This is a genomic window from Variovorax sp. P4_B10 (genome assembly GCF_056402375.1).
The window spans coordinates 125,472-139,811 of the sequence record NZ_JBFUHN010000004.1 but is presented as its reverse complement, the minus strand read 5'-3'; the positions used below and the strand labels follow the sequence as shown (position 1 = coordinate 139,811).

At 69.0% G+C, this 14,340-nt stretch carries 3 protein-coding genes; 2 read left to right on the top strand and 1 reads right to left on the bottom strand.

Features of this window, described 5'->3' with window-relative positions:
• Window positions 1-407 precede the first annotated feature (407 nt).
• Window positions 408-1,097 (bottom strand): TIGR04325 family methyltransferase, encoded by a 690-nt coding sequence (locus AC1DXX_RS03825; protein ID WP_478132832.1) that lies wholly within the window; start codon window positions 1,095-1,097, stop codon window positions 408-410.
• A gap of 880 nt (window positions 1,098-1,977) precedes the next feature.
• Between AC1DXX_RS03825 and AC1DXX_RS03820 the strand changes: the two genes are divergently transcribed.
• Together AC1DXX_RS03820 and AC1DXX_RS03815 are read left to right on the top strand one after the other, a co-directional pair.
• Window positions 1,978-9,354: a hybrid non-ribosomal peptide synthetase/type I polyketide synthase gene (locus AC1DXX_RS03820; RefSeq protein WP_478132831.1), complete on the top strand. Its 7,377-nt coding sequence runs from the start codon at window positions 1,978-1,980 to the stop codon at window positions 9,352-9,354.
• Window positions 9,351-14,336: an amino acid adenylation domain-containing protein gene (locus AC1DXX_RS03815; protein WP_478132830.1), complete on the top strand. Its 4,986-nt coding sequence runs from the start codon at window positions 9,351-9,353 to the stop codon at window positions 14,334-14,336. Before AC1DXX_RS03820 ends, AC1DXX_RS03815 begins: the two co-directional genes overlap by 4 nt.
• Window positions 14,337-14,340: the final 4 nt, after the last annotated feature.

Genomic DNA, 14,340 nt, shown 5'->3' with positions numbered 1-14,340 from the left:
CCTCGTCTTCATGCTGCAGTGCAATAAAGTACGTCCAAAACTGAATCCTTTCTGCTTCCGTGAGAAACAAGATGTGCAAACTTCACATCTAGCCGCCCCCTGCAGATCGGGGCGGACTCCTACATTGGTTCTAGAGCGCAGGGGATTGACAACGCGAGGCGCTGCCGGCAAGCCAAAGCAGCGCCTGATCCCGGTTGCCGGGGAGATTCGCGGGCGCGATCTTTCGAGCGCCCTGGCCCGCGCCGGCATCGCAGGCCGGCCTCGGAACCTGCGCCATCGGCGTCACGGCCAACAGCCGGTAACGATATGGTCGGCCGTCCAGGCCCCGACTTGGTGCAGCCATGCCAAAACTATCTCAACAGCGCGTGCGGGCCAGGCCCCGGGACCGGAGCCCGGTCAGCCGCGATCTACGCGTCCAGGTCGAAACAGCAGCCTGCGTAGTAGGCCTTGTCGCCGCCGTCGACGAACGGCACCTCGATCGGCTTGCCGTCGTTGCGCCAGACGTCGCGCCGCCTGTAGCCGGCCTGCTTCAGTTCGGCCAGCAGCACGTCGTGATGCTGGATGCGGTACGGGCAGACCGCAAAGCCGATGCTGTTGAGCGTGTAGAGCGTGCGATCCGGATGGACCGCCGTCGTGTTCAGCACGATGCGCTTCGGCTTCACCGCGAGCGTGGAGATGATTTCGACGATGCGGACCGGCAGGTACTGCAGGCTGCCCGAGGCATAGAGCACGTCGTAGCCGCTCGCGGCGCCGTAGTCGGTGGTGAAGCCCAGCTGCGCGGTTGCTTCGCGCTGCACGGCCAGTTCCTGCCCCGTCTTGACCACGCCGGGCACATCGCAGACGGTCCAGCGCAGGCCGCCCGGATAGTCCAGCAGCCGGCGAAAGGCGTAGTACTTGATCCCGACATGGCCCCCCAGGTCGAACACGCTCGCCATGCCCTCCGCGAGCGAGCGCCCCAGCCAGAACAGGGCCGGGTAGTCGTAGGAGTGGATCTGCGGGCTGTAGAACGTCCTGGCCTGCTCCGCGTTGTCGTAGCCGACGGCCTTGGAGGAAGGCGCGCCGGCCTGGGCCGCCGCGAAGCTCTCGAAGGACCCCATGAAGAGGTTTTCTTTCTGATTGTTCAGAAACTTGCGCCGGTAGGCGCTTGCACGGGGCAGAAATGTCGGCAGGGTTGAAAGCATTTCTTTCTCCAGAGTCCTGCCCCCATTCTGCATATAGATAGAAAGTATTCAATAGGCGAAGACGCACCCCCTGCGGCGTGCGTCCGGACGCGTGTGCGCCGAGTGCGCACGTGGGCAGTGCCGCCCTGGCGAAGCCACCCTCGAAGCGCCCGTCCTCATGACGCAGAAGCCGGCTTATTTCGCTTTGGAGAAATGAGCGATATCAGCCCTCGGGCGCCCGGATCATTTCGAGAAATCAATTTGGGATGGCTGCAGCCGATCCTTGTTACTGCACTGTCTAACAAGATGCATCCAGCACCAGAGAATATCGAATAATTAAAAAACAAAACACCAAACGCAGCGGTGATTTTTATTTCAATGCGACATTCAGCGCGATCGAATTAATCGGAATTCGATCTGCAGGGCTTCATTTCCCATGGCTTCTGCACGATGCCTATCTTCCCGTCGGCACCATTGCGCCCCCCGTCTGGGGGACTCGCCTCTGCGTTCTTCTACCCCGTTTCCCTCTGGCCCCATCCCCTTTCGAGGCCTCAGGCGGACGGAGACGAGCTTCGAAATCGCCCCCGCCTTCCAAAACCGTGAATTGGCTACCCCAAACATGACAATTCGGGTAGTACATTTTAGAAATATTTATATCCGATTGTAAGTTTAACCAAACGGCCAGTACAAGCGATGTACCAAACGATCTAGCATCGAGACACAAAAGCGAGTCAATGCGTCATCTTATTTAATATTGATTCGCCAAATATTATATTCATTTAATTAAATTAATCGTGATTTCTATTCGGACATTTACATGGAAATTCAAACTGTTTCGCCAGCGCGGGCCGCCGTCCCCTCTCTCCCGCTGGAAGACCTTTTCGCCCCGCCATCCGGAGCCGGGGCGCCAGGCAAGCGGCTGGCAGCGTCGCTGACGCTCGGCCCGCGATTCGAACAGCGCCGGGAAGCATCGGTCGGCGCCACCGGCCATCTGCCGGACACCCTCTTCGCCGCAGCCTGGCTGCTGCTGCAGTCGCGCTGGCTCGGCACGCACTCCCCTGTTTTGGACGAAGCCCTGGGCGCCGCGCCGGGAGCGCCCGCGCATCGGGTGTCCATCACCCTCGCATTCGATGCCGCGAAGTCTGCGAGCGCCTGGTTGGCCGAACTGGACCTYGGCCGGCGCCAGGCGGCCGAAGTGGCTTCGCACGCTCCTTCTTCTTCATCCCCTCTTTCCGCCCCTTCCTCGYTCTGGTTGCGAGACGGCATCGATCCGGCCGAAGCGGACGCTCCGATCCGGCTTTCGTGGCGTCTCGCGCCGGACGCTTCCACCAGCCTTCACATCGACGCGGCGGCGAACCTGATGGATGCCGCGTCGGGCGAACAACTGCTCGCGGCCCTTGCCGACACCGCCACGGATCTGCTGGATCGCCCCGATGCGGCGCTGGGCGAGATCCGCACCCTCCCGCTCGCTGACCGGGACCATCAACTCACCACGTGGAACACCACTCCTGCGCCCGTAGACCCCGGGCTCACCGTGCCCCTTTTGTTCAGCCGCCGGGCAAGTGCGGCCCCCGAAGCCGTCGCCCTGGTGGAAGGCGACAGGACGATGACCTACGGCGAACTCGATCGGCGGTCCGACCGGCTCGCGCGGCACCTTCAACGCCAGGGCATACAAGGCGGCGACAGCGTCGCGCTGATCCTCGAACGGTCGATCGAAGCCGTCGTGTCGCTGCTCGGCATCCTCAAGGCAGGCGCGGCCTATGTCCCGATCCCCACGGACTTCCCGCCCGAACGGATCGCGCACATGCTGGGCGAAGCGCGCGCGCACCACGTGGTGACGCAATCGGTACACCGGCACCTCGTGCCCGAGGGCCATGACGCGCTGCTTCTCGACGGCCCGGCCCTCGACGGCCCGGCCCTCGACGACCCTGGGCCCGGCACCTGGCACGCGCCGGTGGCCGATGGCGAGTCCGTGGCCTACGTCATGTACACCTCGGGTTCGACCGGCACGCCCAAGGGCATCGAGATCTGCCATCGCGCGATCCTCCGCCTCGTCGTGGACGTCGACTATGTCGAGTTCGCCCCCGGCCTCGCCATGCTGCATGCGGCGCCGCTCGGCTTCGACGCATCCACGCTGGAAATCTGGGGGCCCCTGCTCAACGGCGGCCGGTGCGTGGTCCACGACGAGCAGGTGCCTACCGGCGCCGGCCTCGCCCGCACCATCGCGCGCCACGACGTGCACACCGCCTGGCTGACGGCCGCGCTCTTCAATGCCGTGGTCGACGACGATCCGGCGCATCTCGCGGGCCTGCGGCATCTCATTACCGGCGGAGAAGCCCTCTCGGTGCCGCATGTGCGGCGTGCGTTGGCCGCGCTCCCTGGCCTGGCGCTGCGCAACGGCTACGGGCCGACCGAGTGCACGACCTTCGCGGCGACACACCGCATTCCGCCGGCGCTGCCGGCCGACCTGCGCTCGGTGCCGCTGGGCCGGCCGATCAAGGACACGGTGCTGCGCGTGCTGAGCCCCGCGCTGGCCCTGCTGCCGACGGGCTTCGTGGGCGAGCTCTGCATCGGCGGCCATGGCCTCGCCCGTGGCTATCTGCGGCAGCCCGATCTCACGGCGGACCGCTTCATGCCGGATCCCTTCGGCGGGCCGGACGACCGGCTCTACCGCACGGGCGACCTGGCGCGCTGGCTGCCCGACGGCACCGTCGAGTTCATCGGCCGCCGCGACGGGCAGGTCAAGATCCACGGCCACCGGGTCGAAACCGGCGAGGTCGAGTCGGCCATCCTGGCGCATCCCGCCATCCAGTCCTGCGCCGTGGTCGCGCGGCCCGACGGCGACGGGCAACTGCGCCTTGTCGCCTACCTGGTGGCGAAATCGCAGAAGATGTCGTGGGACGCGCTGCGGACGCACCTGTCGCTCAGCCTGCCTGCGGCGCTGCTGCCGTCGGCCCAGGTCTGGCTCCCGCAACTTCCCGTCACGCCCAACGGCAAGCTCGACCGCCAGGCCCTGCCCGATCCGGCCGGCGAGCGCCCCGACCTCGCCCAGCCCTTCGAGGAGCCGCGTGACGCCGCCGAACAGCAGGTGTGCGAGGCCTTCGCCCGCGCGCTGCGCATCGACAAGGTCGGGCGCCGCGACAACTTCTTCGATCTCGGCGGCGATTCGATGCGCGTGCTGCAGGTTCTTGCAGACCTCCAGCACGGCAGCGCGCTGCCCCTTTCGACCAACCTGTTCTTCCGGCACCCGACGCCGATGGCCATGGCGGCCCGGCTGCAAGAGCCGGCCGGCCCGGCGCCGCAGTCCGCCGTCGCCACGCCCGGCAGCACGGCCCGCCCGGGAGGCGACGCATCCGACGCGATCGCGCTGATCGCCACCGCGGGGCGCTTTCCCGGCGCCGCGGATGTCGAGCAGTTCTGGGACAACCTCGTTGCCGGGCGCGACTCGATCAGCTTCTTCGACGACGCCACGCTCGACGCCAGCATCGGCGAAGCGCTGCGCGCGGACCCGGCCTATGTGCGGGCACGCGGCGTGATCGAAGGCATCGAGGACTTCGATGCGGCCTTCTTCGGCATCGGCCCGAAGGAAGCCGCACTGATGGACCCGCAGCAGCGCGTGTTTCTCGAGATTTGCTGGGAATGCCTCGAACGCGCGGGCTATGTGCCCGACGAGGCGCCGGGTCCGGTGGGCGTGTATGCCGGCATGTACAACGCCAGCTACTTCCAGCACCACGTGGCGTCGAGGCCCGATCTCGTCGAGGCGGTCGGCGAATTCCAGGTGATGCTGGCCAACGAGAAGGACTACATCACCACGCGGGTCGCCAACCGGCTCAACCTCACGGGGCCGGCCGTCAGCGTCCACACCGCCTGCTCGACCTCGCTCGTCGCGGTGGCCCAGGCTTTCCATGCGCTGCGCGCCGGCCAGTGCTACATGGCGCTGGCCGGAGGCGCCTCCGTCAGATGCCCGCCACGCAGCGGCTACCTGTACCAGGAGGGCTCGATGCTGTCGCCCGACGGCCACACGCGCAGCTTCGATGCGCAGGCCCAGGGCACCGTCTTCAGCGACGGCGCGGCGGTGGTGCTGCTGAAGCGGCTGCCGGACGCCCTGGCCGACGGCGACACCATCTACGCGGTGCTGCGCAGCGCCTGCGTCAACAACGACGGCGGCGCCAAGGCCAGCTTCACCGCGCCCAGCGTGGACGGCCAGGCGGCGGTGATCCGGGCCGCCCTTGCCGCGGCCGCCGTGGACGCGCGCAGCATCTCCTTTGTCGAGGCGCACGGCACCGCAACGCCGATGGGCGACCCGATCGAGGTCGAGGCGCTGGCCGTCGCCTACGCCGAACACACCGACGCGCGGGGCTACTGCACGCTCGGCTCCCTCAAGAGCAATGTCGGCCACATGGTCACGGCTGCCGGCGCCGCGGGCCTCATCAAGACCGCGCTGTCGCTGCACCACGAGCTGATTCCGCCCACCGCGCATTTCAGCGTGCCGAATCCGGTGATCGATTTCGCGCGCACGCCGTTCCACGTGAGCAACCAGCTCCAGCCGTGGCCTCGCGGCGACCAGCCGCGCCGCGCGGGCGTCAGCTCCTTCGGCGTCGGCGGCACCAACGCGCATGTCGTGGTCGAGGAAGCGCCGCCGCGGCCGGCCCCGGTGGCCGATGCGGGGTGCCAGGTGCTGCAGCTGTCGGCACGGTCGGAAGCCGCGCTCGCGGTGGCCACCGAGCAGCTCGCCGCGCATCTCGAGGCGCATCCGGCGCAGTCGCTGTCCGATGTCGCCTACACCCTGTGCGTCGGCCGCAAGGCCCACGTCTTCCGCCGCGCCGTGGTGGCCGGCGACGCGGCAGAGGCGATCGCCGCACTGCGCAGCGAGAACGCCCCGTGGCGCGTCAGCGGCAGCGCGGCTTCGCATGCCTCGCAGCTCGTGCTGATGTTTCCGGGCCAGGGCGCCCAGTACGCGGGCATGGGCAAGGACCTGTATGCGAACGACCCGCTGTTCGCCGCCGCGCTCGACGACTGCCTGAACGCCTTCGCCGGCGTGCTGGACTTCGACCTGTGCGACCGGCTGTTTTCCGACGATGCGCTCGCACTGGCACCCACGGCGGTCACGCAGCCCGCGCTGTTCGCGATCGAGTACGCGCTGGCGCGGCGGCTCCTTTCGCTGGGCGCGCGCCCTCACGCGCTGATCGGCCACAGCGTCGGTGAGTTCGCCGCGGCCGTGCTGGCGGGCGTGATGCGGCTCGAAGACGCCGCCCGGCTCGTTGCCCGCCGCGGTGCGCTGATGCAGGCCCTGCCGGCCGGCGCGATGCTCTCGGTGCGCCTCGGTGCCGCCGAACTGACGGCGAAGCTCGGGCCCTCGGTCTCGCTCGCCGCCGAGAACGGGCCGAACGCCTGCGTTGCCGCAGGACCCTTCGATGCGATCGCCGCCCTTCAGGCATCGCTGGAAGAAGAAGGCAGCGCCACCCGGCTGCTGCAGACCTCGCACGCCTTCCATTCCGCCATGATGGACGACGCCGTGGCGCCCTTCGAGGCGCTGGTGAGCAAGGTCGTGCTGCATGCGCCGGCGATTCCGATCTTCTCGACGCTCACGGGCCGGCGGCTCGAAGACGCGGAAGCCACCAGCGCCGCCTACTGGGCCCGGCACCTGCGCGGCACCGTGCGCTTTTCGCCGGCGCTGCAGAGCGCCGCGGCGCAGGCGGCCCATCCGGTCTTCGTGGAGGTCGGCCCGCGCAACACGCTCGCCACGCTGGTGCGCCAGCACGGCGCAGACAAGCTCCTGCCGAAGTCGAAGTCCGGCGGCCCCACGGCAGTCTCCCTGCTGCACGGCGAGCCGGCCGACGAAACCCGCACGCTGCGCCTGGCGCTCGCCCGCCTGTGGACATGCGGCGCCGACATCGCGCTGTCGCGGCTCGCCCCCCGTGCCGGCGCGCAGCGCGTGCGCCTTCCCACCTATCCGTTCGAGCGTAAGCGTTTCTGGGTCGACATCGCGGACACCTCCGCCGTGCTGTCGCCCGCGGTGATGCCTGCCCTTTCCATCCCCCCCACAACCCTGGAGCCGACCGTGACGACAGTTGCAGCGCCTTCGCCTCTTCCTCCACCCATCGCGCAAACACCGTCCATGAACGCGCGCCTGCGCGCCCTGTTCGAGGACATCTCCGGCATCGACATGGCGAATGCCGAGGGGCAAGCGCCCTTCGGCGAACTCGGACTGGATTCGCTCACGCTGACCCAGGCCGCCACGCAGATCAAGAAGCGTTTCAAGGTCAACCTCAGCTTCAGGCAGCTGATGGAAAGCTATCGAAACTTCGACACGCTGTCCGCATTCCTCCAGCAGAGCCTGCCGCCCGAGCCGGTGTCGGCGCCAGTGGCCGCCGAGGCCGCGACCGCTGCGGTGCCCGTGGCAGAGGCTGCAGTCCGGCCGCTGCCCGTGCCTGCGGCGCTGCCGTCCGCGGCGCCCCAGGGCAACGAGCTCGCGGCCGACCCGCTGTCGCGGGTGATCGCACAGCAGATGGAGCTCATGCGCCAGCAACTCGCCCTGCTGTCGGGCTCCGCAGCGGCCGTTCCCGTCATGCCCATGCCGGTGCAGGCTGCGCCCGCCGCACCCGCAAGTGCCCAGCCGCCCGAGGAAAAACGCGAGCCGGTGCGCTACGACGTGTCGAAGGCCTTCGGCGCCATCGCCAGGATCCACACCCAGCGCACCACCGAGCCGAGCGCCCGGCAGAAGGCCCGGCTGGCGACCTTCATGCGGCGCTATGTGGAGCGCACGCAGAAGAGCAAGCAGTTCACCGAGGCGAATCGGCCTCACATGGCTGACCCCCGCGTGGTCAACGGCTTCCGGCCGCTGACCAAGGAGATCACCTACCAGATCGTCATCGAGCGCTCGAAGGGCTCGAAGCTCTGGGACATCGACGGCAACGAATACGTCGATGCGCTCAACGGCTTCGGCGTGAACATGTTCGGCTGGCAGCCGGACTTCGTGCTGGACGCCGTGCGGCGGCAGCTCGACGCCGGCTACGAGATCGGGCCGCAGCATCCGCTGGCGGCCGAGGTCACCGGCCTGGTCTGCGAACTGACGGGCTGCGATCGCGCAGGCCTTTGCAACACCGGCTCCGAGGCCGTGATGGCGGCGCTGCGCATCGCGCGCACGGTCACGGGCCGCAGCACCGCGGTGGTGTTCACCGGCTCCTACCACGGCACCTTCGACGAGGTGCTGGTGCGCGCCGGCCGCGGGGGCAAGGGACTCTCGGCCGCACCGGGCGTGATGAGCGGCATGTTCGGCGACATCCGCGTGCTCGACTACGGCACGCCGGAAGCGCTGGCATTCATCCGCGAGAACGCCGACGACCTCGCCGCCGTGCTGGTCGAGCCGGTGCAGAGCCGCCGCCCCGACTTCCAGCCGCGCGAGTTCCTGCAGGAGGTGCGCGCCATCACCGCGCAGAACGGCGTCTGCCTCATCTTCGACGAGGTCATCACCGGCTTCCGCACGGCCCTGGGCGGTGCCCAGGAACTCTTCGGCGTGCGCGCCGACTTGGCCACCTACGGCAAGGTGATCGGCGGCGGCTTCCCGGTCGGCGTGATCGCCGGGAAGCGCGAGTTCATGGATGCACTCGACGGCGGCGGCTGGCAGTACGGGGACGACTCGATCCCGGGCGTCGGCGTGACCTACTTCGCCGGCACCTTCGTGCGGCATCCGCTGGCGCTGGCGGCGGCCAAGGCATCGCTCGAGCACCTGAAGCAGGCCGGGCCGGCGCTGCAGACCGGGCTCACGGCGACCACCACCGCGATGGCCGACGAACTCACGGTCTGGTGCGTCGAAGTCGGTGCACCGATCGCGATCCGGCACTTCGCCTCGCTCTGGCGCGTGAACTGGCTCGAAGACCACCCGCTGCAGGACCTCCTGTTCGCCATGATGCGCAGCCGCGGCGTGCACATCCTCGACAACTTCCCGTGCTTCCTGACGAGCGCGCACAGCGCCCAGGACATCGAGGTCATCCAGCGCGCATTCAAGGAGTCGGTCGCCGAGATGCAGGAATCCGGCTTCCTGCCGCGCCGCGCGGCGGCCGTCGCGGGCTTCGACGTCCGCAAGCCCTGCGAAGACGGCTCGATCCTCGCCCGCGATGTCGACGGCCAGCCCTTCTGGTACGTGCCGGACACCCCGGCCCCCAGCCACCTCAACGAAAAGGCCGCAGCATGAACGCCGTTCTTCGCCCCTCCGCCGTCGGCAGCTTCATCGAGTGCGTCATCCCGACGACGGAATCGCAACGCGAGATCTGGCTCGGCGCGACGATGAGCACCGAGGCTTCGCTGGCCTACAACGACTCGGTGGTGCTGCGCCTGCGCGGGCCGCTCGACCGGCACGCGCTGGCGCGGGCCGTCGCCCGCCTGATCGAGCGCCACCAGTCGCTGCGCGCCACGATTTCGCCGGACGGCAGCTGCATGCTGGTCGGCCACGCCGGCGCGGATGCGCTGGCGCAGCAGGACCTGAGCGGCCTCGCGCCCGAAGCCCGTGCGCAGGCGCTGAAGACCGCACACGACGCGGCGGTGTGCACGCCTTTCGCGCTGGAGCACGGCCCGCTGTTCCGCGCGGTGCTGTGCCGGCTGGGCGATACCGAACACGAACTCGTCATGTCGGCCCACCACGTGGTCTGCGACGGCTGGTCCTGGATGGTCATCACCGAGCAGCTCGGCCATCTCTATGCGGAGCAGACCGGCGACGGGCTGCCGCTCAAGGCGCCGCCCCTGTTTGCGGACTTCGGCGCGGACGAGGCCGAGGACGCCGCGCATCCCGACATGCAGGCGCATGTGGACTACTGGCTGGAGCGCTTCTCCGGCGGCACCTTGCCCGTGCTGGAGCTCCCGCTGGACCATCCGCGCCCGGCCGTGCGCACCTTCGGCTCGCGGCGCACCGAACGCCTGCTCGACCGCCGCCTCGTGAGCACCTTGCGCTCGACGAGCGCGAAGACCGGCGTCAGCCTGTTCGCGGGCCTGCTCAGCGGCTTCGTCGCGACGCTGCACCGCCTCACCGGCCAGGACGACATCGTGGTCGGCGTCCCCGCGTCGGGCCAGCTCGCGCGCGACATGCCCGGCCTTGTGGGTCACTGCGTGAACCTGCTGCCGCTGCGTTTCGCCGCACGTTCCCAGTTGCGCTTCGACGCCCTGATGGGCGAATGCAGCACCACCGTGCTCGACGCCTTCGAGCACCAGGCGCTCACCTACGGCACGCTGCTGGGCAAGCTGTCGCTCCAGCGGGACCCGAGCCGGCTGCCGCTCGTGAGCGTGATGTTCAACGTCGACCCCGACGTCGCCAGCAGCGCGCAGACCTTCTCGGGCCTCGACGTCGCGCAGGACACGATCCCGCGCCAGTACGAGAACTCCGAACTCTTCCTGAACCTCCGGCCCCTCGACGGCGGGCTGCAGGTCGAGGCCCAGTACAACACCGACCTGTTCGACGAGGCCAGCGTGCAGCGCTGGCTGGACATGTTCGAGTGCGTGCTTCGCTCGGCCGTGGGCAACCCGGGCGAGGCGATCGGCCGGCTCGAAGTGCTGTCGTCCGAAGCCACGCAGGCGCTGCTCGCGCTGCAGCCGCCGCCCACCGCGCTGAAAGGCGCCCCCCATGCGCTCACCGGCTTCCTGGCGCGCGTGCCGCTGCAGCCCGACAGCCCCGCGGTGCGCGACGGTGCGCGATGCTGCAGCTACGCCGAGCTCGATGCACTGTCCAACCGCCTGGCGCATGCGCTGCGCGCGCGCGGTGTCCGCCGCGGCCAGCGCGTGGGTCTGTGCCTGGAGCGCAGCCTCGAGATGATCGTCTCGCTGCTGGCCGTGCTGAAGACGGGGGCCGGCTACGTGCCGCTCGATCCCGCATTTCCGCAGGCGCGGCTCGACCACTACGCCAGGGACGCCGGCCTCGGCCTGCTGCTGACCTCGTCGGACGTCGTGGCGGCGCCGCGCAGCTGGCGCGCCGACGCGGCCGAGCATGTGTTCGAGATCGACCGCGACATCGCCTGGCAGCAGGCGCCCGCCGAGGCCCTGCCGCCGGGCGACGGCGACGCGGGTCCCGACGACATCGCCTATGTGATCTACACCTCGGGGTCGACCGGCCTGCCCAAGGGCGTGGGCGCCGTGCACCGGTCGGTGGCGAACCTGCTCCAGTGGATGGAGAAGAAATCCGGCATGAACGCCAGCGACCGGATCGCCGCGGTGACGACCCTGTCGTTCGACATGGCGGTCCCCGACCTGCTGCTGCCGCTGGCGACGGGTGCAGAGATCCTGATGGTGCAGCGCGAAACGGCCATGGACGGCAACCGCCTGCGCAAGCTGCTCGAAGAGGAGCGGATCACCTTCCTGCAGGCCACGCCCGGCATGTGGCAGCTGCTGCTCGATGCCGAGTGGCAAGGCGCCCCGGGCTTTCGCGGCTGGATCGGCGGCGAGGCGCTGCGGCCCAGCCTTGCCTACGCGCTGTGCGATCGCTGCGCACTCTGGAACGGGTACGGCCCGACCGAGACCACGGTGTATTCCACCGCCTGGCAAGTGGTCCCCGAGGTGGTCGCGTCGCGCGGCGTGTCGATCGGCCAGCCCGTCGACAACACCGAGATCTGGATCCTGGACGCCGACCTGCAGCCCTGCCCGATCGGCGTGCCGGGCGAAATCTGCATCGCGGGCGCGGGCCTCGCGCCGGGCTACCTCGACCGCCCCGAACTCACCGCCGAGCGCTTCGTCCCGGTTCGCATCCTGGGCGCCGCGAAAACGGTCTACCGCACCGGCGACCGCGGCCGCTGGCGCAACGACGGGCTGATCGAACATCTGGGCCGGCTCGACTTCCAGCTCAAGGTCCGCGGCTACCGCATCGAACCCGGCGAGATCGAGGCCCGCTGCTGCGAGGTCGCCGGCGTCTCGCGCAGCGTGGTCGTGGCGCGCGAGGACGTTCCCGGCGATGTCCGGCTGGTGGCCTACCTCGCGATGACCCCCGGCGTCGATTTCAACCTCGATGCGCTGATGCTGCACCTGCGCGAGCACCTGCCGGCCTTCATGCTGCCGCAGCATGTGGTGGCGCTCAAGACGCTGCCCACCTTGCCGAACGGCAAGGTCGACCGGGTCTCGCTGCCGGCGCCGCAGGCGGTCTCGCGCGAAGAGGCGCGGCGCGGCGCCGGGCCGCGCAACGAATGCGAACGCAAGGTGCTCGCGGCCATGGAACAGGTGCTGAGCCTGCCGGGCCTGGACATGCGGGACGACTTCTTCACGGTGGGCGGCCATTCGCTGCTCGCCGCGCGCCTGAGCACGCTGCTGAGCCGCGAGTTCCAGATCACGCTGCCGCTGCGTTCGCTGTTCGAGGCGCCCACGGCCGAGCGGCTGGCCGTCGTCGTCGAAGGCCTGCTGGGTGCGGGCGCCGGCGCGCAGGCGCCGCTGCCCTGCCGCATCGACCGCAGGACGGCCCCGCTGACGCCGTCGCAGGAACGCATCCGCTTCATGGAGGACCTGCATCCGGGCCGCTCCGTCTACAACGCACCCTCCGCGCATCGGCTGCTCGGCAGTTTCGATGCGAAGCGCTTCGAGGCGGCGTTCAAGGAAATCATCCGCCGCCAGCCCGCGATGCGCACCCGCATGGGCACCGACCCGCACACGGGCAAGCCGGCCCAGTTGATCTCGGAGTCGGTGGAGTTCTCGCTGCCCTTCGTCGACCTGCGCCACCTGCCGGCCGACCAGCGCGAAGCCGAGCTGGCCGATCGCATGCAGGAGCTCGCCGACCGGCAGATCGACATTCACCGTGCGCCGATGTTCCACGCCGCGGTGTTCCGGCTCGACGAACACGACCATGTCTTCGTGTTCGTGCCGCATCACCTGATCTGGGACGGCTGGTCCTTCGACCTGCTCCAGCGCGAACTCTCGGCCATCTACGACGCGTCGGAGCGCGGACGGCCGCACACGCTGCCCGCGCTCGCCACCACGCACGGCGACTACGCCGAGTGGCTGGCGAAATGGATGCAGGAGCCGGCTTTCGAGGAACAGCTCGAATTCTGGCGGCAGCGCTTCGCCAGCGCACCCCTGCCCCGCCTGCCGAACACGGACATGCCGCGGCGCGCAGGCAAGAGCGGCCAGGGCGGCGCCCAGTGGATCCGCATCGACCTGGCGACCACGCAGCAACTGCGCAAGGCCGCCCGCGACATGGACGTGACGCTGAGCATGCTGACCTTCGGCGTCTATGCGCTCACCATGAGCCGGGTCATCGGCTCCGATGCCATCGTCATCGCGAACCCGGTGCGGGGCCGGCAGCAGCCCGAGACCGAAGACGTGATGGGCATCTTCAACAACGTTCTGCCGGTCTCGCTGCAGGTCGACCTCCACCAGTCGCTCCCGGACTTCATGCGCTACGTGAAGCAGGAGTTGCTGGCGCTGATGAACTATCAGCAGGTGCCGTTCGAGGCCCTGATGGCGGAGCCCTGCTTCGGCGGCCAGATCAGGACGGTCGGCCCCTACCAATCGATGTTCTCGTTCCAGGACGCACGCGACCGCGCGCGCCGGATCGGCAGCCTGCAGACCCGCCAGATGCACCTGATGCAGCACGGCGCCACCGACGATATCGGCGTCTGGCTGATGGACAAGGTGCAGGGCCTGGAAGGCGCCCTGATCTACAACGCGGACGTGTACCTGCGCGAGACCGGGGCCCACCTGCGCGACCGCTATCTCGAACTGCTGCACAGGGTCGTCGATCGTCCCGAGGCGACGCTGGCCTACCTCGCTGCCGAGGAGGGCTCCCCCAGCGCCCTCTACCTGCGCAAGCTCGCCGCCGTCGATCCGCTCAAGGCTACGGCGGACGCGAATGGGGCCGCCGGTGCGAAGGATGGGAAGGACGTCCTGCTGAATCCGGAGCACGCCCAGCTCGCGCAGATCTGGGCCTCCGTGATCGGGATCGACGTCAACGAGATCCGCGCGAGCGACAACTTCTTCGACCTCGGCGGAGATTCGCTGCTCGTGCTGCGGGCGATCCAGCAGACCGAGCAGGCACTGGGCTACCGCGTGGATCCGCGCCGCTACCTGTTCGAGAACCTCGGCCAGATCGCGCTGTCCGGGCACGCCGCGCCGGACCACGCCGACCTCCCGGATCTCGGCAATCTCAAGGACACAGCGCATGGCGAAGGCCTGCTGAGCCGCGCCTTCGGCGGCTGGCTGCGCAAGGGGTGATCGA

Bases quoted from the DNA above. Each gene is read 5' to 3' on its own strand.
- AC1DXX_RS03825 (WP_478132832.1), bottom strand. From the start codon at position 1,097: ATGGGGTCCTTCGAGAGCTTCGCGGCGGCCCAGGCCGGCGCGCCTTCC.
- AC1DXX_RS03815 (WP_478132830.1), top strand. From the start codon at position 9,351: ATGAACGCCGTTCTTCGCCCCTCCGCCGTCGGCAGCTTCATCGAGTGC.